This window comes from Rhizobium sp. NFR07, assembly GCF_900111905.1.
Lineage (GTDB): Bacteria > Pseudomonadota > Alphaproteobacteria > Rhizobiales > Rhizobiaceae > Neorhizobium.
Genome location: NZ_FOKM01000010.1, coordinates 76,916 through 96,602 on the forward strand (window position 1 = coordinate 76,916; position 19,687 = coordinate 96,602).

Sequence of the window (19,687 nt, forward strand, 5' to 3'; positions counted from 1 at the left end):
CGCAGCAAGCCCCGAAGGGAGGAGCCGATGACTTATGTAATCGCCTATGTCGCAACGACAGTCGCCTTCCTCGGGCTCGACTTCCTCTGGCTCGGGACGGTCGCAACCGGCTTCTACAAGAGCCGGTTGGGCGACATGCTTCTGAACCAGCCCAATTTCGTTGCAGCCGGTGTCTTCTATCTCTTCTATGTCGCAGGGATCGTCTATTTTGCGGTGCAGCCGGCGCTGGTCTCAGGCAACTGGACCACGGCGGCAATCGCTGGCGCCATACTTGGGTTCATCGCCTATGGCACCTACGACATGACCAATCTGGCAACGCTGAAAAACTGGTCGCCGGCCGTCAGCGCCGTCGACATGGCCTGGGGCACGGTGCTTACGTCGTTTTCGGCAGTGGTCGGCTATTTCGTCACGCAGAAGCTGTCGGGCTCGATCTAAGCGCAGGCCGCCGGCAAGGCTGCTCAGACATCGTCGCGAACGCCGAAGGTTTCCCGCATCAGGCGGTCGAGTTTCTGGGCATTCCAAGGCTTCGGGAGCAGGGCCATGCCCTCCAGCCTGTCCTTCATTTCCGGAATCTCGCCATAGCCGCTGCAGACAATGACAGGCACGGAGTGCTGCCGCAGCATCTCGATGACGGGAAATGACAGCTCGCCCTGAAGGTTGAGGTCGACGATGGCCCCCGCTAGTTCGTTGCGGGGGATGGCATCCATGGCGTCGGTGATTCGTCCGAATGGCCCGACGATCTTGTGGCCCGTCTTCAAGAGGTGATCCTCGATATCCATCGCGAGAAGCAGATCGTCCTCCAAAAGGAGGATAGTCGGGCAGTCATTCAGAAATTCAGCTTCGGACATTTCACCATATCAACGCAAATCACAGGCCGGGGCAAGATGGCGTCCCGGCCTCATATTTCAAGTCATCGCTAAACTATCGCCAGTGTGTCACCAGTTTCTGAACCTGTGACACGTTTTGCTCGATCAGAGGTGGAGATGCTTGCGCGGGTCTCCCCCCGCAGCCTTCGGCGAACTCTCCAAGAAAGCGGCCAGATCGGGATCCGGCTTTTCGGGCAGGACGAGCCTGATGCTGACCAGCAGATCCCCATAGTTGCCGCCAGCCGTTGGGACGCCCTTGCCTTTCACGCGCAGGACCGTGCCGGCATTGGTATTGGGCTTCAGCGACAGGTTCACGTATCCCGTGGGCGTCGGGACCTTGACCTTGGCGCCGAGCACGGCCTCACGGATCGTGACGGGCACTTCGATGCGGATATTGTCGCCATCCCGCACGAAGAACGGATGCGGTTTCACGCGGACCTCGATCAGCGCATCGCCATTCGGCACGTTGCCGGATGCCTTTGCGCCCTTGCCGCGCAGGCGCAGAATCTGTCCGTCCTGCGTTCCGGCGGGGATCTTCACGTCCAAGCTGGCGCCCGGACCGAGCGAGACCGCGGTCGATGTGCCGTTGACGGCGTCGAGAAAGCCGATCTCCATCGTGTAGCGGGCGTCCGCGCCCTTCGTTTCGCCCTGGGATCTGAACTGCGAGGCGCCGCCACCGCGGCGTGACATGAAGCTCGCGAAAATATCCTCGAATCCACCGAACTGCTCGCGTCCGAATTGCTGGCCACCGAAATGCCTGGCGAAGTCGGCCTCGTCGAAATAGATCTCTTCGCCGGCGTCGGCATACTGGCGGTATTGCGGATGGGGCGCGCGCTCCGTGCCGTTGATGTCGATCTCGCCCCGGTCGAAGCGGGCGCGCTTGTCGGGATCGCCCAGGACTTCGTTGGCAGCGGAGATCTCTTTGAACAGATCTTCGGCCTTGGTGTCACCGGGATTGAGATCGGGGTGGTGCTTCTTGGCGAGTTTGCGGAATGCGTTCTGGATGTCCTTTTGCGAGGCATCCCGCTTCACGCCCAGTATTTCATACGGATCCTGTCTCATCATAACCTCCAGACGCGATACTCGACACCGGAGTTACGCGCCTGTCTTGCCGGGATTCAAACCGGGCCGGCGCGGTTTCCGGTCGCTCAGTCGCCGCACTGAGAGCGCTTGGGTCATAGGAATAGGACGGCGCACGCAATGCGCGAGCGTTACAGGCTTTCGATAGCCTCGCCGTGCCATATCCTCATCAAGCAACATGGTCAGAAAAAGCGGCTCTCTAAACTTGCCGATCCTCTATCGGGCAACCGGCACACAGCAGGTGGGAACTGGCGGGGCTAAGTTCAAGTGAAAGGGAACCAGCTCTCTGCTCTGGCCGTTTGGATTCCTCTGTCCTGGCTCATGTGGCGCCAGCTGACGCAACTCAAGATGGAGGATCACGATGAAGAATCGCAACAAGTTACTCGCGCTTCTTGCTCCCGAGGACTATGCGTTGCTGGAACCGGCATTGGAGCAGATCGACCTTCCGCAAGGTTTCGTGCTGTCGGCCCCTGGCGAGCCTTTCGAATATTGCTATTTCCCCTTCTGCGGGGTGGTGTCGACCGTGGTCGTCTCGCCTTCCGGCAAACGGAGCGAGATCGGCCTTTTGGGACGCGAGGGTGTCTCACCTGCATCCGTCGCCCTTGGTGCGTCTGACACGCCTTATTTCGTCGTTATGCAAGTGCCTGGTCATGGTGTCCGCGTGCCGATCAAGCACATGTGGAAGCTCATCGAAAAATCGCCGGGCATCAGGCGCCTGCTGACGCAGTGGGCCCATGTGGCGATGAGCCAATCGTCGTTCACAGCGCTCTCCAATGCCATTCACTCCGTCGACGAACGTCTGGCGCGCTGGATCCTGATGTGCCACGACCGCGTCGATGGTGACGAGATCGATCTAACCCACGAATTCCTGGCAATCATGCTGTCTGTGCGCAGGCCGAGCGTCACCGTGGCGCTTCATGTGCTGGAAGGCAAGCACTTGGTCAACTCCCATCGTGGCACCGTCGTGGTGAGAGATAGGCAGGCTTTGGAAAAGTTTGCGGCCGATTCCTATGGTGGAAGTGAACGGGAATACGACCGGCTGTTCGGCGCCAGCGGGAAGACGCATTTCAAGGCAGCAGGTTAGGGGAGGCGCTCTTCGCAGATTGTTCTGACCAAGGTTTGCAAACGCTTGATCCGCTCCGTTACCCATGCCAACTCTTCTTGAGTAATTTCGTAGTGTGGAGAATAGCGGGCGTCGACATAGGCCCGATCAAGTCGCTCGAAACTCTTGCGCGCAAACTTCGTGTCGCGCGGCCAGATCTCTATCAGTCGCAGCTCCATCCCTTCCGCTGCCGAACGCAGCGATTTTAGCCGATGGGATTTCGGGCTGTAGAGCGTCGATGTGAGCAGGAAGCAATGGTAGGCCCGTTCTGTTGCCTGATGCAGCATGAAAGCGGCATCTCGCCACCTGCCTGACGCTAGACCAAACTCAGCGAAGGCCATTGCGTCTTGGGAAAGCGGGTACCATTGATCAAAATATGCTTTCGCCTCCGATTTAGCTTCCTCTTGAGTTAACGGTCTAGGCTCTGCGAAAGTATGGCCTTCCTTCTCGTAAAGCACTTTGCCGTCGCGCACTATGTCGATGAAAAACGGGCGCCCCTTGGACAGCCGGCTGTTGACCTCCTGCAGATCATGGACGATCACATTGACCGGTGTCTCGATCGTTTTGGTGATCGTCATTTCCCGTAAAAAGCGGTCTGATATATCGAACCAAAGTTCGTTGCCCTCGGCCACGCTGTGGATGTTGACGACGACTAAAATGTCGTAGTCGGAGCGATAGCCGCTCTCGCGGTCCTCGACCCAGTCGCCGCGGGCGTAAGATCCAAACAGGATGACCTTGAGGATTTTGCCAGCCCGCTTTTTCTCCGAAAGCTTGGTCTGTTGTGCCGCTTCGAATTCTTCGAAGATGATCTTCAAGACATGTGCAAGCTCGCGCTGCTTGCGTTGGGGAAGATGGCTGATTTCGGGAAAATCATCGGTCATGAAACAATCGTCTTCTAGGTCTGCGGCGCCAACGTTAATAACGCCGGCTTCTATATCAACAATCCATCCAGCTTTCATCGCACAGCTCCTTGGCGTCAAGGCATTTGGTTATGCTAGCGTTCGTAGTCATCTCGTCCGGCGGAGCGACTTCGGGCCACGGATGACCGCTGTTGCGAACGCTCTTGCGGCGGATTGCGGATGATCTCGGTATCAGGGCGCTGTTGAGCGGCTGGCCCCGATGGCTCGCGCCGTTCGGACAGATCGACGCGACCAGCCGATCGTTCTGGTTCGCGAGCCTCGGCCTGTGCGGAAGGACTCAACCCATCGGTGATCTTGCCCATGCGCACCAATTGAGCCTCCAAACGCATCCTGGCATCGCGCCGCACCACATCGACCTCGAAAGCATCTCGCTTGGGCGCTCGTGTTGCTGCTCTGGCTTCTCTGAGGGCGGCGGCCAGCGACGAGATCATAGATAGAAGACCGCCGGAGCTCTCCGATTCGATGCCTCGTGTCTCGCTCTTGTCAGGCGCTTCTTTGTCGCTTCGATCTTTGACCGGCTTTGGTGAACTGGGAAGGGCGGCAAGGCGCGGGCTTCGGTCTCCGGCGACACCGGCCCTTTTTCGGGCGTGTGGCTGCGTCTCCGACACCAAGGGCCGCTCCTGGGAGCGTGCTGTCCATGAGACTGCAGGAGCTTGGCCCGCAGGGAACCGGGCTGTCGCTGCTGGGACCCCTGAGGCCTCGGCACCATCCCTGTTCGCCAGACGATCAGCTTCGTCAAAGCGGCCCAGCATTTTTGTTGCATAGCTTCTGACTTTTGCGCTGTACTGGGGGCGTGTCAATTCCTCCCATGTTTGCCGGGCCATCTTCGCTTTAGCTGCGCCAGCGTCGCTTGCCGCCGCGACTGGCCGGTCGGACCGTTTGGCTTCATATCTGCGTTGGGCAGCGGCACTTGTCCCTTCATGCTCGGTGCGTCCCACGAAGCTGATTGGCCGTACCTGTCTGTAGGTGTAGGCGCGCGATGAAGCAGTGTCCTCTCGCGCAGTCATTTGCATGTTTAGTCCGTACCCTCGGGCGCACTCGGCAAAGGTCTCACGCCAACGGGTCAGGTCCGTCACCCAAACCTTTAGCGTGTCACCGAAAATCGAACGTGTCGCAATAATCGCGTGGGCATGGAGATGTGGGCGTTTTCCACCATGTGCCTGTGGTTTCGGGTCGTCGTGGGGATCGTGGATCGCAAACACGTAGCGATGGCCCTTGTACTCACGTGAGAGGAATTCTCGGACAGCACCTTGAAACTGAAGCGCCTCTTGTTGCTTACCCGCTGATATCACCAAATGCATGGTGTCACGCGGCGCACGACTGGCAAGCATTGGTCGCCATTCTCTTTGAACCAGTTCAGTGGCAGCTTTGCGCGTCAGAACAGAATTGCCTATTCCATCCTGGACCATGTTTGGGTATCGGGTCACCAATTGGCGAAGTTTTGCGGCGCCCCAGCTTGTACCGTGCCCAAAATCCGTAAAGCCGAAATCGACCTGGCTTATGTTCGCCTGGTTGAGGTGTTGAAGTTTTTCCGTGATGATCGCAGCTGTTTCAACATCAGGAGACATTCTTCCGCTTCCAGCTGAATGGAGAACGACAACCCCTTCGGCATGCACACTTTGTCCACTTGGTCTTGCCGCAATGGCAAAAGGGCGTCCCGCTGCAATCTCCTTGAAAAGCTCCTCGGCGCCAGGCTTTAGAGGGCCTGCCTTGTAGACGACATCCAAGGTGAATGTGGCGAGATCGGCGGTGCGCGACCGCGACGGCATGTGCTCCCTCCATTCGGTTGCAACCTCATTCACTGTCGAGGGTCCAACGAGGACCTCAGCGCGATTGTTCTCAATTTTTGTCGTGCCGTCTCTGGAGATATAAGAGACCAGATTGCTTGCGCCACGTTCATCTCCGAAGCCTATGACTTTAACAATCGCTGGCTGAGCCCCATTCGCCAAGCCTAGGAGCCGGCTCCGTAACCGTGGTACGGCGGTGTCGCTGAGTTCCTGCCTACTCTGCTGCGAGTTCGACGCATTTTTTGTGAACTGGCCCTGCCTCCTGGCTTGCCGCCACAGGTTTGCCACCGCACCTGGCGGTCGGCTCCGCTGATCATCCAGTAAGCGGTGACGGCGTCTTTTCCAGTCCTCTTCATCTCTTGGCATTACGTGGTGCCCGCACTTTTGAACGACTAGCGATCAGGCACCCGCTCAGTTCCTGGCAAAGATCGCCAAGCGCTCGTTCCATCGTCACTATATCATTCCTCAACGCCTCCTTGGCGCCGGGGATGCCTTTGTTCAAAGCGCGAATGTCATCGCCGATATCGAGGCCAGAGTTTTTAATTTCGCTCATCAAATGTGCGATGATCAACAGATCGTCTTCGGAGAAAAATGGTCTCACTTGCGCCCGCTCTAAGGACGCCATTCTCATGAAACCGGACACGCTCATCTGATGCGACGACGCGAATTCCTTAATCCTCGCGAGTTCCGTCTCGGTGGTGTTCACACAGATGTTTCTAGTTTTCCTGTTTTGCACGATCGCCTCCGTTGTCAGACTGAGGCCGACTGCACGGCCTAGCAACGACGAGTTTAGGATATCTCTCCAAGCGTGCAATCTATAGTTGAGAGGAACCTGTAATATATTGTTTCTATATTTTGCAATCGATCTGCATCATCTGCTGCGGGAAGTGACAAATGCAGCGTACTGGACATACGCCTGAGCGGTGCTGCCGGGCAACAAGGGGGCTGATGTCAGATCAACCTGGTGCGTACGTTGAACCGTAGGCAAAAGTCGTGGGAGTTAGGCAAGCCCGAGTTTCTTCTTAATCAATGATGCAAGAATTGCGGGGTCGACCGGCTTGCTCACCCACTCAGAAGCGGCAAACAGGCCGTCGTCCCATTCGGGCGGCTTCTCGCTGCCGGTATAGATCAGGAAGGGCGTGCCGGCTTGTTTCAGATGTTCAAGGACCGGACGGCTGTCGCCATCATCAAGATAGAGATCGAGAAGTACAAAATCAGGTGCAAATTCGCCGAGCCACGCCGAAGCTTCCTTCTGAGAGCGCAGAGTGACGATGTTGCGAAAACCATTCTCGGAAAGGGATTCTTCCACATCCAGCGAAATCAGCGGCTGGTCTTCGAGCAGCAATATAAGCTTATCGGACAAATCGAATCCCTGGCGATACAAGATGCTGATAAAATAGCGGGATTACGTGCGTACGTATCCCTTTGTCTGATACCGTACCGAGCCCCGCCGCTGGGTTGTCTCGCGAATTTTCTGGTCATAGATGGATTTGTTCAAGCGAGCGGAGACTCTTCCAGAGGAAAGCCGAATAGGCCGTGTTCTGCTTTTCAAGGGTAAGCAATGGGTGAAATTCGGCAAGCGGCTGTTCGGAATAATCTGCTTCGATTGGTATCGGCGGAAAGTTTCGATGCAATCGCAAAGCATCTGGAGTTTCTCGAACTCCCACGAGGGTTCGAGCTTTCCGAGCCCCATGAGGAGGCGGACTACGCCTATTTTCCGGAATCCGGCATTGCCTCGATCGTCGCGCGCTCGCCGCAGGGCCAGCATGCCGAGATCGGCATTTTTGGTCGCGACGGCATGACGCCCGCGACAGTCGTACTCGATGCCGGTACCGATCCCTATTCGATCTTCATGCAGGTACAAGGCGAAGGTTATCGCGTTCGCGCTTCCATCCTGAAGCAGATGCTGGACGAAGATGCCGCGGTGCGGGTGCTGCTTGGCCGTTATGCGCAGGCTCTATCGGTCCAGGGGGCCTATACGTCGCTTTCCAACGCGGTGCACCATATCGACGAGCGCCTGGCGCGCTGGATCCTGATGTGCCACGACCGCACCGACGGCGACGAGATAAGCCTTACCCACGAGTTTCTTTCAATCATGCTCGCCGTGCGGCGGCCAAGCGTTACCACCGCGCTGCATATGCTGGAAGGGCGAAAGCTCATCTATTCCGAGCGCGGCATGATCATCGTGCGCGACCGGCCGGCCCTGGAACAGTTCGCCAACGATGCCTATGGCGAATGCGAGCGTGAGTATTTCCGCCTGATCGGGCCTTTCAGCTAGGATCCGACGACACAGACGCGCCGGCTTTAGCCCGACATCCTCGGGAATGGGACGGTGCCCACAAGGCTTCCGCTTGCATCCTGAACCTCGAACAGCGCTTCGTCATTCGGCAAGCCGCGTCTCAGGCGGTCGGCACTCACTTCTCGCGCAGACATCTCGGCCTCACTCAGCGCGGCGTCGTTGTTCTTGAGTTCGCTTCCTTCCTTGTCGTCATATCGAAGACCGGAGGATCGGACGTGGAAATAATAGCTGGGCATGGGAATGATAACCTTTCCCATGCCTTACCCGCTAATCGCCGATCGGTTCCCGATTTAGGATGAAGCGGCCAAGATTTCTTGGCCGAGCGGCGCAGGCCAGCCTGATCAGGCTCGCTCTTCCCAGAGTTTCGCCAGCTCCACGATCGTCCTGACCGCGCGGTCCATGTCCTGGCTGCTGACCCATTCGAGAGGCGAATGAAAGGCATGGCCGCCGGCGAAGATGTTTGGGCAGGGCAGGCCCATGAAGGACAGGCGCGAGCCGTCCGTGCCGCCGCGGATGCTGCCGCGCACAGGCGTCATACCGGCGCGGCTGATCGCCTCGATGGCGTTCTCGACGATCTGCGGATGCTGGTCGAGCACTTCCTTCATGTTGCGATACTGTTCGGTGATCTTCAGCGTATGCGACGAGCCCGGATAGTCGGCTAGGACCTCGGCGATGATCGCCTCCAGCAGCTTCGCCTTTGCCTTGAGGCCGTCGACGGTGAAGTCGCGCAGGATCAGGCTGATCTTTGCACCTTCCATCGTGCCGGTGACTGAGGTCGGATGGATGAAGCCGTCACGACACTTTGTGGTTTCCGGAGCCATGTCCTTCGGCAGTTTCGCAACGATAGTGCCGGCGATGCGGATGGCGTTTTCCATCTTGCCGAAGGCGAAGCCAGGATGGATGGCGACGCCCTTTATGGTGATCTCGGCCGCATCGGCGGAGAAAGTCTCGTCCTCGATGGTGCCGGCCGTCTCGCCATCCAGCGTATAGCCGAAATCGGCGCCGAGCTTCTGCAGATCGACCTTTTCCACGCCACGGGCAATTTCCTCGTCGGGCGTGAAGAGGATGCGGATCGCGCCGTGCTTGATATCGGGGTTGTTCAAAAGGAACTCGGCGGCCGTCATGATCTCCGCAAGGCCCGCCTTGTCGTCGGCACCGAGCAACGTCGTGCCGTCAGAGGTGATGATGTCGTTGCCGATCTGCTTCTTCAGTTCCGGATGTTCTTCCGGGCGAATGACGCGGCTCGGCTCGCCGGGTAGCGTAATGTCGCCACCCTGGTAGTTGCGGATCACCTGCGGCTTGACGCCGGTGCCGGAGAAGTCCGGTGCCGTGTCCATATGGGCGCAGAAGCAGACGACCGGCACGTTGTTCTTGCCGGTATTGGACGGGATCGTCGCGTACACGTAGCCGTGCTCGTCCAGTTGCGCATCCGTGATGCCGATGTCCTTCAGTTCCTCCACCAGCATCCGGCCGAGATCGAGTTGCTTTGCCGTCGATGGCTGGGTCGGGGAGGATGCGTCCGACTGGGTGTCGAGGACGACGTAGCGGAGAAAGCGGCTGGTCACGGTATCGGTCATGGCAAAATCCGTCTGACAAAAGCGATGCAATTCGGCGACCATAGCCCGCCGACCAGGCTGCGTGAACCACCAAATCTCAGGTAGGGAAAAGGCCCGAAACGACAGATCCCGCCGAAGCGGGATCTGGTTGGTCAATCTGGAATTTGCGGGCCTACCTGAATACGCCGGGCAGCCAGAGCGACAGCTGCGGGATGTAGGTCACGAGCAGCAGCACGAGGAGGCTTGCGCCGAAGAACGGCCAGATCGTTCGCATCGCTTCGCGGATCGATATCCCGCCCACCGCGCAACTGACGAAGAGCACGGTCCCGACCGGTGGTGTGTTCAATCCGATGCCGGCGTTGAGGATCATGATGACGCCGAAATGAACAGGATCGATGCCGAAGGCTTTGACGACCGGAAGAAGGATCGGCGTCGCGATGATGACCATCGGCGCCATGTCCATGAAGGTGCCGAGCACCAGCAGGATGACGTTGATCATCAGGAGCACGATGATCGGATTGTCGGAGATCGCGCTGATCGCGGCGATGATCAGTGTCTGGACCTGCAGGAAGGCCATCAGCCAGCCGAAGGAGGCTGCAGTGCCGATGACCAGAAGCACCATGGCGGTGGTCCGCACCGCACCCATGACCGCCTCGACGAAACCGTCCCAGTTCAGTTCGCGATAAACGAGCATCGCGACGAGGAAAGCGTAGAGGACGGCGATGCAGGAGCTTTCCGTTGCGGTGAAGACGCCGGAACGCACGCCGCCGAAGATGATGGCGATCAGCAGGATGCCAGGCAGGGAAGCCAGGAAGTAATAGCCAACACGCGAGAAGCCCGGGAATGCATCGGCTGGATAGCCACGCTTTACGGCGACCCACCAAGCAGTGAACATAAGTGCGCCAGCGAGCAAGATGCCGGGAACGATGCCTGCGGTGAACAGGTCGGCGACCGAGACATTGCCGCCGGCTGCGATCGAGTAGAGGATCATGTTGTGCGACGGCGGGATCATCAGTGCGATGATCGCTGCGTTGGCGGTGACGTTGACTGCATAGTCGCGGTCATAGCCGCGCTTCGCCATCTGCGGGATCATCAGGCCGCCGACTGCGGACGCGTCAGCCACGGCCGAACCGGAAATGCCGCCGAACAGGGTCGAGGCGACGACATTGACCTGACCGAGGCCGCCGCGCATGTGGCCGACGAGACCGGCCGCGAAGCGAATGAGCCTAGTCGCAATGCCGCCGCGCACCATCAAGTCACCGGCAAAGATGAAGAACGGGATCGCCATCATGGCGAAGACGTTCATGCCGGAATTCAGCTGCTGGAAGACGACGACCGGCGGTAGGCCGAGATAAAGCACCGTCGCAAAGGACGCGATGCCGAGGCAAAACGCGATCGGCATGCCGATTATCATCAGGAAGGTGAAGGCACCGAAAAGGATCGTATAGGCCATTATGCGGCCTCCTGGACAAGCACGTCGGCGGCGACTTCCTCGCCGATCGCGACGTCGATGAAACGTTCGAGTGAGAAGATCGCGATCATCGTGCCACCGACGATCATCGGGAAGAAATCCGTGCCGCCCGGCCAGCCGAGGACCGGAATGCGCGCCGACCATGTGCCGGCCGCGAGCAGGCTGGAGTAATAGGCCATGCCGATGCCGAAGAGGACGATCAGGCCGAGGCTCAACAGATCCATCGCCTTCTGGACACCGGGCGGCATCACATAGCGGACGATGTCGAGCCCCAGATGGACGCTCTCGCGCACGCCGACTGCCGCACCCAGCATGATGAACCAGGACATGAGGTAGAGCGACAGCGGCTCAGACCAGCTCGGTGAGTCATTGAGGACATAACGGCTGAAAACCTGCCAGCCGACGATCAGCGTCATGGCGATCATGCCTATGCCGGCAATCCAGAGTGACAGGCGGCTGATCCCGCCCAGAATCGGCCTGATGGCCAGCATGAATTTTCGCATTGTCCTGTCCTCCTCGGCCCGGCTCTCCGACTATCGGCGCCGGATATGCAAAAGCCGGCCTCGTGACGGGGCCGGCCTCATTCATGCGATCACCTCACCGCCTGGATTTCTTCCAGCAGTTCCTTCATCGAGGCGTCGGTGACGAACTTGTCGTAGACCGGCTTCATCGCGGCCGAGAACTCTTCCTTGTCGACCTCGATGACCTTGACGCCTGAAGCGCGGACCTTCTCCTCGGAGCTCTTTTCGCGGGCGCTCCAGAGTTCGCGCATCTTCACGACCGAATCCTTGGCCGCCTGACGGATGACCTTCTGGTCGTCCGGGGTGAGCTTGTCCCAGGAGACCTTGGACATGACCAGGATTTCCGGGTTCATCGAATGCTGGGTCAGCGTGTAGTTCTTCGCCACTTCGTAGTGACGGGCGGATTCATAGGACGGCCAATTGTTTTCCGCACCGTCGACGACGCCCGTCTCGAGCGAGGAATAGACCTCGCCCATCGGCATCGGCGTCGGGTTGGCGCCGAAAGCCTGCATCATGGCGATCCAGAGATCGGACTGCTGGACGCGGATTTTCATGCCCTTGAGGTCGGCCAGTTTCTCGACCGGCTTCTTGGTCGTGTAGAAGGAGCGCGCGCCGGAATCGTAATAGGCGAGGCCGATCAGGCCGTGAGGCTCGAAGGCAGCAAGGATCTTGTCGCCGATCGGGCCGTCGACAACCTTGTGCATGTGCTCGGTCGAGCGGAACAGGAAGGGCAGGCCGAGGACGACCGTTTCCGGGATCAGGTTGTTGAACGGCGCGGCATTGACGCGGTTCATGTCGATGACGCCGAAGCGGGTCTGCTCGATCGTGTCCTTCTCGCCGCCGAGAACGGAGTTGTTCATCACCTGGATGGCGATCCGGCCGCCGGTGCGTTCCTTGACGAGGTCGCCCATGTACTTGACCGCATCCACGGTCGGATAGCCGTCCGGGTGGATGTCGGCCGAACGAAGGGTGACTTCCTGCGCTTGAGCCACAGGGATGGCGGTCGTCGCGGCGAGCGCGAGAGCGAGTGCCAGCCCGAGAGCTTTGGTGATTTTCATGTTTTCCTCCTCCAAAAGCCGGCGCCTCCACGCGCCGGCGGTTAAAAAAATCAGATTGTCGATGCACTCCATGCCGGAAGGCCGAAAAGCTCCTCCGGGTTTTTGACCAGCGCCAGTTGCAGCGCGTTCTCGTCCGGCAGCCAGCCGAGCACGGTATCAGTCAGCGCTACGTCGTCCGGGTAATCCGCCTGTTCGCGCGCCAGATTGTGTGGCCAGTTGGTGCCCCAGACGATGCGCTCCGGCGCATAGGCCGCGATATCGCGGGCGACGGCTGCGACGTCTTCGTAATCGGGGCCGCCGCCCTTCGACGATTCATAAACGCCGGCGAATTTGAACCAGCATTTTCCGCCATCGATCAGACGCTTGACGGCGGCGACCTGTTCGCTGTCCGGCGTCACGCCCGCGAAGAATTTTCCGTGATGGTCGAAGACCCAGCGGGACTTGAGGTTTTTCAGCCGCGTTTCGTGGTCGAGAATGTTGCTGCCGTCGAACTGGACGGCGACCATCCAGTCGTGAGCCGCGGCCTTGGCATCGACTGCTTCCAGTTCGGCAAGGCCGACCGCGCCGCCGGGCAGGTCCATGATGCGGGTGCCGACGATGCCGGCTGCGGCCAGGCGCTCGATCTCGGCATCGGTCGAGGTGCTGTCGATGACGCCGACGCCGCGGGCAATATTGCCCATGACTCCGAGGCAGGCGACGAGGTTCTCATTGTCCCGCTGATGGGCATTGCCCTGGGTGATGATGACCCGATCGATGCCGAGCCATTCCATAAACTGCAGATACTGATCGGCATCGGGAAGGGCGCCGACCGGCAGGCCGGGGCCACCGGGGAGGGATGGATAGCCCGGCAGATACATATGCATCTGCGTATCGACCGCGCTCTGCGGCAGCCTGGTTTTCGGAGCATTGCCGGAAAGGGGGCGGACGAGCATCAGGCGTCTCCCATTTTGAATTCTTCGAGCGCGTCGCGGTTGATTTCGATCCCGAGGCCCGGGCCGTTGGGGATCTGCACCACGCCGTGCTCGTGTTCGATCGGGGTTTTGATCACCGCCTGACGGAAAGGATTGTCGGTGCGGTCGAATTCGAGAATCGGCTCGATCGGATTGACCCGGACAGGGCTCGGGATCATCGCCGCCATGAACTGCAGTGCCGCCGCGATATGGACCGCCGTACCCCAGACATGCGGGACGACGCGAATGCCGTGAAGGGCTGCAAGATCGGCGACGCGCTTGGCTTCGGTGAAGCCGCCGACGCCGGCAAGGTCGGGCTGCAGGATATCGACGGCGCGGGTCTCGATCGGCTCGCGCATGCCCCAGCGGCTATGCCACGTTTCGCCGCCTGCGACCGGGATCGGCTGTCTGCTGCGGACTTCGCGATAGGCGGCGAGCTGTTCCGGCACGACGGGTTCCTCGAACCAGTCGATGTCGTATTGGGCCGCCGCATTGCCGAGCCTGACGGCTTCCACCGTGTCGTAGCCGTGGTTGGCGTCGATCATCAGCCGCATGTCGGGACCGGCGGCCTCACGTACGGCACGGATGACGCGCAGGTCTTCCTCGACGCCGAAGCCGATCTTGATTTTGGTGGCGTGGAAACCTTCCGAGCGATAGCGCGCCACGTCACGCGCATTGTCCTCGACGCGGTCGACGCCGTCGCGCTTGAAGCTGCCGGTGGCATAGGCGCGGATGCTCTCGCGGAAACGGCCGCCGAGCAGGATGGAGACGGGGGCGTTGAAATGTTTGCCCTTGATGTCCCACAGTGCCATGTCGATGCCGGAAAGGGCGGTGACGGCAAGGCCGCGCTGGCCCTGGTCGCGCAGGGCATTGTAGAGCCGGGCCCAGATCTTTTCCGTCTCAAGCGGGTTTTCGCCGATCAGCCAGTTGGCATAGGTGGCGACGATAGCCGCATTGGGGCGGGCAGGGCCGAGGCATTCGCCCCAGCCTACCGTGCCGTCGTCGCATTCGATCTCGACGAGTATATGGGCGCGACGATCAAAGCGCATGGAGGCGCTTTCGAAGGCGACGTCGAGCCTGTGTTCGAGGAGATGGGTGCGGACCGAAGCGATCTTCATCAGGGTTTACCGCTTGTGGCTGCCGATGAGTTTAAGGAGCATCTGTTCCTCTTCCGCCGTCAGGTCATCGAGCGGCGGGCGAACCTTGCCGGCGTCAAAGCCCTGCAGGCGAACGCCGGCCTTGATGGCGGACACCGCATAACCCTTGCGGCGAGCACGCAGCGCCATGAAGGGGTAGAAGAACTCGGTCAGGATTTCTTCGCAGCGCGCACGATTGCCGGCACGCAGCGCCTTGTAGAACTCGACCGCGAGACCGGGCACGAAGTTGAAGACCGCGGACGAATAGGTGGTGAAGCCTGCGCCGAGATAGGCTTCGGCGAAGAGTTCGGCCGTCGGCATCCCCCCGAGATACATCAGCCGGTCGCCCATCGTGGCGGTAACCTGGCGCACGAGGCCGATATCGCCGGTGCCGTCCTTGAAGCCGATCAGGTTGGGGCATTCGTCGCAGAGGCGTTTCAGCGTGTCGACCTGCAGCACTGAGTTGTCGCGGTTGTAAACCATGACGCCGATGCCGACCGACTGGCAGATCTTCTTGACGTGCTGGTAAAGCCCTTCCTGCGGGGCGTCGATGAGATAGTGGGGGAGCAGAAGGATGCCGTCGGCGCCTGCCTTTTCCACGGCTTTTGCCATGTCCACGCCAACCTTGGAGCCGAAGCCGCAACCGGACACGATCGCGGTGCTGCCGGCCGCTTCCTTGGCGGCTTTGACGATCGTGGGAACTTCATCGGGAGCAAGCGAGAAGAATTCGCCCGTACCGCCTGCCGCGAAGAGGACCGGGGCATCGAAGCCCGACAGCCACTCGATATGGCGCTTATAGCTGTCCTGTTTGAACTCGCCCGCTTCATCGAAGTGGGTCACGGGAAAGGACAGCAGGCCAGCACCAAGCGTGGCCTTGATCTCTTCAGGCGTCATCATGAAATTTCCTCTCGAATGTCTCCTCCAGACAGAAATTGTCGTACAGGTTGGCTAAATTGATGTCAACAAGTTATCTGACATCTTCGCGGAGTGCGCGAAGGAGTGCGCGGTAGCGCAACTGGCTGCCGCGCAGATGGCGACGCATGGCCTCGCGCGCGCCTTCCTCGCTGCCGTCCGAAATAGCTTCGACGATCGCCTGATGTTCCTCGACAAGCAGGCTGATATAGCCGGTTTGATCGGCATCCTTGTCGTCGCCTCGAATGGCCGCGCGAGGTATGACATTGCGGCCGACCATGGTCAGGAACTCGCGAAAACGCGGGTTGTTGGTGGCGTCTGCAATGGCAAGATGAAGGGCGAAATCCGCCTCGCTGGTCGGCTGATTGGCATCAAGACAGGCCCGCACGGCATAGTGCCGGTCGAGGATGACTTCCTCCTGGGCCGGCGAGCGCCGCACGGCCGCAAGCCCTGCCGATTCGACTTCCACGGCAGTCCTGAGCTCCAGAAGCTCGATCATCGAGGAGACGCGGGCGAGGTCGATCTGTCCGAGCGACAGGTTGAACGGCTGCGGCGCGGGGGTAGATTGCAGGACAAAGACGCCGGCGCCCTGGCGGGCTTCGACCAGGCGGTCGGAACGCAGCGCCGCAATCGCCTCGCGCACGACCGTGCGGCTGACGCCATGGGCTGTCGTCAATTGGGCCTCGCTCGGCAGGCGGGAGCCCGGCGGAAACTGTCCGTCGGCAATGGCCTGGCGAAGCGTGTCGCTCAACTGGGTCGCGCGGGTTTTCGGGAAAGTGATCGTATCCGACTTGAGTTCTTCGCTCATCGGGGCTGCGGTCCTTCCTGTCTCTCTCTTGTTCGACGTCGAGCGGTGTCTGACCTCGTCCGTGCTATATTTCTCCGCTAAGATGTATGACAAGTTTGGTTGCTTGTCACCCGCTTATGCTGTCGGGTGACTTTGAACCTGGACGGGTGCTCGCGGGAGGGTCACTTGTTCCGCCGCAACGCGCGCCCACATCTGGTGCAAATCTCTTCCATTTCGGAAGTCAGTTCCGGAGTAACCATCATGGGTTTCATAGACAAGAATCCTCCCGTTCCGGAGAGCGCCGTTCTGCTGGATGCTTATTCGACCACGGTCGCTGCCGCCGTCGATCGCGTCGGGCCGGCGGTCAGCCGGATAGAGAGGCTTGCCGGCGGCGGGCACGGCTCGGGCTTTGCCATTTCGCCGGACGGCCTGATCATCACCAACCACCACGTAGTGGGCGACGCCAAGGCAGTGCGCATCCGGGCGGCGAACGGCTCGGTCGGGCAGGGCAGCGTGCTCGGGCGCGATCCCGACACCGATATCGCCCTGATCCGCGCCGACATGGACGTGCCGTCCTGGGCACGGCTCGGCGATTCCAAATCGCTCAGGCGCGGCCATATCGCGATCGCCATCGGCAATCCGCTCGGCTTCGACTGGTCGGTCACGACGGGCGTCGTCTCGGCACTCGGCCGCTCGATGCGGTCTTCGACTGGCCGCCTGATCGATGATGTCGTGCAGACTGATGCCGCGCTCAATCCGGGCAATTCTGGCGGGCCGCTGGTCTCGACGGCTGGCGAGGTCGTCGGCGTCAACACGGCGGTCATCCAGGGTGCGCAGGGCATTGCCTTCGCGGTGGCCTCGAATACCGCCAATTTCGTCGTCTCGGAGATCATGCGCTTCGGTCATGTCCGCCGCGCCTATATCGGCGTCGTGGTCGATACGATCGCGCTGCCGCGCCGGGTCGCTGTGCGGGCCGGGATGACCGAGGAAACGACGGTGCGTATCCGTCGCATCGAGCCGGGCAGTCCGGCGGAACTGGCGGGCCTGAAGGAAGGAGACTTCATCCTCGCCATCGACGGCCAGCCGGTTGCCGGTGCCGACGACCTGATCCGGCTTCTCGACGGCTCGCGGATCGGGCAAGAGGCAGCGGTCTCGGTCTACGATCTGGATGGCGCGATCGGCGAGCGGCGGCTTATGCCGGTCGCTCGATCGGCCGGGTGATTGGGTCCCGTCAATCGCATCGTTGAAAAGGCGCGCCCCAGGCTTTAGGACAGGAAGACAATCCTGTTGGGGCATGCCTTGCGGACGATATTGAACCTCTCCCTTCTGGCCGGCGCAATACTGGCCATTCCATCACTCGCCATCGCGCAATGGGCGCCTGTCGAACAGGTCAAGACCTACACGGTGAACGGTTCGACAGGCATCGAGCTTTATTCGCAGATCGGCGAAAAGGGGCCGCTGGTGGGCGGCCAGGTGCGCACGATCGCCCATACCGATTTCAAGCTTCTCTGGTCGCGCGATTACCGGCCGCAGCCCGGTGGTGCCTGCACGCTGGTCTCGGCACGGCCGAGTCTGACCCTGATCTACACCCTGCCACAGGCGGGCAAGACCATGCCGGATCATCTCAAAGCCAAGTGGGATGTGTTTGCAGCCGGAGTGCGCAAGCACGAGCTTCTGCATGGCGAGATGATCGTCGAGATGGTCAAGGAGATCGAGGCCGTCAGCGTCGGCCTGTCGGTGCCGAACGATCCGAAATGTTCAAAGATCCGCAAGGAACTGACCGCAAAGCTCGGCGAGATTTCCAGGCGTAATCGCGAGCGGCACAGGGATTACGACAAGGTGGAGATGAACAATGGCGGCAATGTCCACCAGCTCATCCTCAATCTGGTCAACGAGCGTTGACACTTGCTGGAGGCGGGTGAGCGCGGCGCGCGCTCGCCTGTCTAATCAATTCTCGAACAGTCTGATCACATCACCGGGCCGTTGCCCGTGGGCCGTTCATCGCTATAGTCCGCCCATCAAGCGCATGACATAACAGAGGGATTTTCATGACCAGTTTCGTTTCCGCCGCCGATATCGATGACAAGGCCCTGTTGCAGGAACTCATTGCGTGGGTGGAAATCGAAACGCCCTCCAATGATGCCATGGCCGTCAACCGGCTGGTGGATCATGTCGAACAACTGGCCAAAGACGCGGATCTCGATGTCGAGCGACTGCCAGGCACGCTTGGTCTCGGCGATATCCTGACCGTGCGTTCGCCGCGCCCGGAAGGGGCCAACGAGAAGAGAGTGCTGGTGCTGGCGCATCTCGATACCGTTCATGCCCATGGAGTGATCGCCAAGCAGCTTCCCCTGAAGCGCGCCGGCGACAAGCTTTATGGCCCCGGCATCTACGACATGAAGTCAGGCGCGCTGATGGCGCTTGAAGCTTTGAAGATCGCAGTCGGGCGCGGCTCGAAGATGCCCGTCGATCTGGTCTTCGTGCCGGACGAGGAGATCGGCAGCTATTCGTCGCGCGCCTATATGGAAGAGCTCGCGCGCAATGCCGGCTATACGCTGGTGGTCGAGCCTGCCCGCGACGGCGGCAAGATCGTGATCGCCCGCAAGGGTGTCGCCATGTATGACGTCACTGTGCGGGGACGTGCGTCGCATGCGGGCACGAGACCGCAGGACGGCCGCAGCGCGATCCGCGCGGCCGCCAGGCTGGTGTTGGAACTGGAGGCGCTCAACGATGCCGAGCGCGGCGTGACGGTGACCATCGGGACGATCCAGGGCGGTACGGGCCGCAACACGGTGCCGGCGGAATGCCACATGCAGGTGGATGTGCGGGTGCCGGATGAGGCCGCAGCCAGAGAGAGCACCGCCAGGATCGAGGCGATGAAGCCGGTCGATCCGGACATCTCCTTCGAGATCAAGGGCCAGATGAACCGCCCGCCCTTCGCGCAGTCGCAGGAAGGCGTGAAGCTGTTCGATGTCGCCGCCGGCATCGCGGCCGAGCTCGGCATCAAGCTCGAGGGCGTGGTGACGGGCGGTGGTTCGGACGGCAATTTTACCGCGGCACTCGGCGTGCCGACGCTGGACGGTCTTGGTGCCGATGGCGCGGGCGCCCATACGTTCGAGGAGCATATCTTCGTCAGCAGCCTTGCGCCGCGTACGGCACTCCTCGCCAACCTGATGATGTCGCTCGAGCCTAAGTAAGTTGGAGCCCGAACTGAGTTCGGCCCCAAGTGAATTCGAGCAGAA

Annotated in this window: 21 protein-coding genes; 6 read left to right on the forward strand and 15 right to left on the reverse strand. The window is 60.4% G+C overall.

Annotated elements, in window-relative coordinates:
• Positions 1–27: 27 nt before the first annotated feature.
• Entirely contained in the window at positions 28–435 is a 408-nt protein-coding gene (locus BM216_RS20540; protein ID WP_093001078.1) for a DUF2177 family protein, read from the forward strand.
• 23 nt (positions 436–458) lie between these two features.
• On the opposite strand, the gene BM216_RS20545 is transcribed toward BM216_RS20540, so the two are convergent.
• Both BM216_RS20545 and BM216_RS20550 read right to left on the reverse strand, forming a co-directional pair.
• Positions 459–848, reverse strand: a complete 390-nt coding sequence (locus tag BM216_RS20545; protein WP_093001079.1) for a response regulator — start codon at positions 846–848, stop codon at positions 459–461.
• A 123-nt stretch (positions 849–971) separates the two neighbouring features.
• Positions 972–1,928: a DnaJ C-terminal domain-containing protein gene (locus BM216_RS20550; protein WP_093001080.1), complete on the reverse strand. Its 957-nt coding sequence runs from the start codon at positions 1,926–1,928 to the stop codon at positions 972–974.
• Positions 1,929–2,307: 379 nt separating this feature from the next.
• Here BM216_RS20550 and BM216_RS20555 point away from each other — a divergent pair, with 379 nt between their 5' ends.
• Entirely contained in the window at positions 2,308–3,030 is a 723-nt protein-coding gene (locus BM216_RS20555; RefSeq protein ID WP_093001081.1) for a Crp/Fnr family transcriptional regulator, read from the forward strand.
• On the opposite strand, the gene BM216_RS20560 is transcribed toward BM216_RS20555, so the two are convergent.
• The 4 genes from BM216_RS20560 to BM216_RS20575 all read right to left on the reverse strand — a co-directional run bounded on the left by BM216_RS20560 (position 3,027) and on the right by BM216_RS20575 (position 7,100).
• Positions 3,027–4,007 (reverse strand): HEPN domain-containing protein, encoded by a 981-nt coding sequence (locus BM216_RS20560; protein WP_348272008.1) that lies wholly within the window; start codon positions 4,005–4,007, stop codon positions 3,027–3,029. The two genes, BM216_RS20555 and BM216_RS20560, sit on opposite strands and share 4 nt — an antisense overlap.
• A gap of 35 nt (positions 4,008–4,042) precedes the next feature.
• A complete protein-coding gene (locus BM216_RS20565) occupies positions 4,043–5,737 on the reverse strand; it encodes a hypothetical protein (protein WP_143102811.1) in 1,695 nt (564 codons plus the stop codon).
• A 370-nt stretch (positions 5,738–6,107) separates the two neighbouring features.
• Positions 6,108–6,461 (reverse strand): hypothetical protein, encoded by a 354-nt coding sequence (locus BM216_RS20570; protein ID WP_177230855.1) that lies wholly within the window; start codon positions 6,459–6,461, stop codon positions 6,108–6,110.
• Positions 6,462–6,755: 294 nt separating this feature from the next.
• Positions 6,756–7,100 (reverse strand): response regulator, encoded by a 345-nt coding sequence (locus tag BM216_RS20575; protein ID WP_177230856.1) that lies wholly within the window; start codon positions 7,098–7,100, stop codon positions 6,756–6,758.
• 216 nt (positions 7,101–7,316) lie between these two features.
• Here BM216_RS20575 and BM216_RS20580 point away from each other — a divergent pair, with 216 nt between their 5' ends.
• Positions 7,317–8,033: a Crp/Fnr family transcriptional regulator gene (locus BM216_RS20580; protein WP_093001085.1), complete on the forward strand. Its 717-nt coding sequence runs from the start codon at positions 7,317–7,319 to the stop codon at positions 8,031–8,033.
• A gap of 26 nt (positions 8,034–8,059) precedes the next feature.
• Here BM216_RS20580 and BM216_RS20585 read toward each other — a convergent pair whose 3' ends face one another.
• From BM216_RS20585 to BM216_RS20625, 9 genes are all read right to left on the reverse strand, one after another.
• Positions 8,060–8,290 carry a DUF6894 family protein gene (locus BM216_RS20585; RefSeq protein ID WP_093001086.1) on the reverse strand — a complete coding sequence of 77 codons (231 nt, stop codon included), beginning with the start codon at positions 8,288–8,290 and terminating at the stop codon, positions 8,060–8,062.
• Positions 8,291–8,395: 105 nt separating this feature from the next.
• Complete coding sequence (gene pepT, locus BM216_RS20590) at positions 8,396–9,631, reverse strand: peptidase T (RefSeq protein ID WP_093001236.1); 1,236 nt, start codon at positions 9,629–9,631, stop codon at positions 8,396–8,398.
• 151 nt (positions 9,632–9,782) lie between these two features.
• Complete coding sequence (locus BM216_RS20595; RefSeq protein ID WP_093001087.1) at positions 9,783–11,063, reverse strand: TRAP transporter large permease; 1,281 nt, start codon at positions 11,061–11,063, stop codon at positions 9,783–9,785.
• The gene (locus BM216_RS20600; RefSeq protein WP_093001088.1) at positions 11,063–11,584 is read right to left on the reverse strand and encodes a TRAP transporter small permease; all 522 of its coding nucleotides are present in this window, start codon (positions 11,582–11,584) and stop codon (positions 11,063–11,065) included. Before BM216_RS20600 ends, BM216_RS20595 begins: the two co-directional genes overlap by 1 nt.
• Positions 11,585–11,673: 89 nt before the next feature.
• Positions 11,674–12,660 (reverse strand): TRAP transporter substrate-binding protein, encoded by a 987-nt coding sequence (locus BM216_RS20605; protein ID WP_093001237.1) that lies wholly within the window; start codon positions 12,658–12,660, stop codon positions 11,674–11,676.
• Between the two features lie 50 nt (positions 12,661–12,710).
• Positions 12,711–13,592, reverse strand: coding sequence for an amidohydrolase family protein (locus BM216_RS20610; RefSeq protein WP_093001089.1), 882 nt, complete (start codon positions 13,590–13,592; stop codon positions 12,711–12,713).
• The gene (locus BM216_RS20615) at positions 13,592–14,728 is read right to left on the reverse strand and encodes a mandelate racemase/muconate lactonizing enzyme family protein (protein WP_093001090.1); all 1,137 of its coding nucleotides are present in this window, start codon (positions 14,726–14,728) and stop codon (positions 13,592–13,594) included. The genes BM216_RS20610 and BM216_RS20615 overlap by 1 nt, the downstream gene beginning before the upstream one ends.
• Positions 14,729–14,734: 6 nt before the next feature.
• Positions 14,735–15,640, reverse strand: a complete 906-nt coding sequence (kdgD, locus tag BM216_RS20620; protein WP_093001238.1) for a 5-dehydro-4-deoxyglucarate dehydratase — start codon at positions 15,638–15,640, stop codon at positions 14,735–14,737.
• Between the two features lie 73 nt (positions 15,641–15,713).
• Entirely contained in the window at positions 15,714–16,466 is a 753-nt protein-coding gene (locus BM216_RS20625) for a FadR/GntR family transcriptional regulator (RefSeq protein WP_093001091.1), read from the reverse strand.
• Between the two features lie 240 nt (positions 16,467–16,706).
• On the opposite strand from BM216_RS20625, the gene BM216_RS20630 reads away from it, so the two are divergent.
• The 3 genes from BM216_RS20630 to BM216_RS20640 all read left to right on the forward strand — a co-directional run bounded on the left by BM216_RS20630 (position 16,707) and on the right by BM216_RS20640 (position 19,642).
• Positions 16,707–17,666, forward strand: a complete 960-nt coding sequence (locus tag BM216_RS20630) for a S1C family serine protease (protein ID WP_093001092.1) — start codon at positions 16,707–16,709, stop codon at positions 17,664–17,666.
• Positions 17,667–17,744: 78 nt separating this feature from the next.
• The gene (locus tag BM216_RS20635) at positions 17,745–18,347 is read left to right on the forward strand and encodes a DUF922 domain-containing Zn-dependent protease (RefSeq protein ID WP_093001239.1); all 603 of its coding nucleotides are present in this window, start codon (positions 17,745–17,747) and stop codon (positions 18,345–18,347) included.
• A 146-nt stretch (positions 18,348–18,493) separates the two neighbouring features.
• Positions 18,494–19,642, forward strand: a complete 1,149-nt coding sequence (locus tag BM216_RS20640) for a M20 family metallopeptidase (protein WP_093001093.1) — start codon at positions 18,494–18,496, stop codon at positions 19,640–19,642.
• Positions 19,643–19,687: the final 45 nt, after the last annotated feature.

Bases quoted from the DNA above. Each gene is read 5' to 3' on its own strand.
- BM216_RS20540 (WP_093001078.1), top strand. From the start codon at position 28: ATGACTTATGTAATCGCCTATGTCGCAACGACAGTCGCCTTCCTCGGG.
- BM216_RS20545 (WP_093001079.1), bottom strand. From the start codon at position 848: ATGTCCGAAGCTGAATTTCTGAATGACTGCCCGACTATCCTCCTTTTG.
- BM216_RS20550 (WP_093001080.1), bottom strand. From the start codon at position 1,928: ATGAGACAGGATCCGTATGAAATACTGGGCGTGAAGCGGGATGCCTCG.
- BM216_RS20555 (WP_093001081.1), top strand. From the start codon at position 2,308: ATGAAGAATCGCAACAAGTTACTCGCGCTTCTTGCTCCCGAGGACTAT.
- BM216_RS20560 (WP_348272008.1), bottom strand. From the start codon at position 4,007: ATGAAAGCTGGATGGATTGTTGATATAGAAGCCGGCGTTATTAACGTT.
- BM216_RS20565 (WP_143102811.1), bottom strand. From the start codon at position 5,737: ATGCCGTCGCGGTCGCGCACCGCCGATCTCGCCACATTCACCTTGGAT.
- BM216_RS20580 (WP_093001085.1), top strand. From the start codon at position 7,317: ATGGGTGAAATTCGGCAAGCGGCTGTTCGGAATAATCTGCTTCGATTG.
- BM216_RS20585 (WP_093001086.1), bottom strand. From the start codon at position 8,290: ATGCCCAGCTATTATTTCCACGTCCGATCCTCCGGTCTTCGATATGAC.
- pepT (WP_093001236.1), bottom strand. From the start codon at position 9,631: ATGACCGATACCGTGACCAGCCGCTTTCTCCGCTACGTCGTCCTCGAC.
- BM216_RS20595 (WP_093001087.1), bottom strand. From the start codon at position 11,063: ATGGCCTATACGATCCTTTTCGGTGCCTTCACCTTCCTGATGATAATC.
- BM216_RS20600 (WP_093001088.1), bottom strand. From the start codon at position 11,584: ATGCGAAAATTCATGCTGGCCATCAGGCCGATTCTGGGCGGGATCAGC.
- BM216_RS20605 (WP_093001237.1), bottom strand. From the start codon at position 12,660: ATGAAAATCACCAAAGCTCTCGGGCTGGCACTCGCTCTCGCGCTCGCC.
- BM216_RS20610 (WP_093001089.1), bottom strand. From the start codon at position 13,592: ATGCTCGTCCGCCCCCTTTCCGGCAATGCTCCGAAAACCAGGCTGCCG.
- BM216_RS20615 (WP_093001090.1), bottom strand. From the start codon at position 14,728: ATGAAGATCGCTTCGGTCCGCACCCATCTCCTCGAACACAGGCTCGAC.
- kdgD (WP_093001238.1), bottom strand. From the start codon at position 15,640: ATGACGCCTGAAGAGATCAAGGCCACGCTTGGTGCTGGCCTGCTGTCC.
- BM216_RS20625 (WP_093001091.1), bottom strand. From the start codon at position 16,466: ATGAGCGAAGAACTCAAGTCGGATACGATCACTTTCCCGAAAACCCGC.
- BM216_RS20630 (WP_093001092.1), top strand. From the start codon at position 16,707: ATGGGTTTCATAGACAAGAATCCTCCCGTTCCGGAGAGCGCCGTTCTG.
- BM216_RS20640 (WP_093001093.1), top strand. From the start codon at position 18,494: ATGACCAGTTTCGTTTCCGCCGCCGATATCGATGACAAGGCCCTGTTG.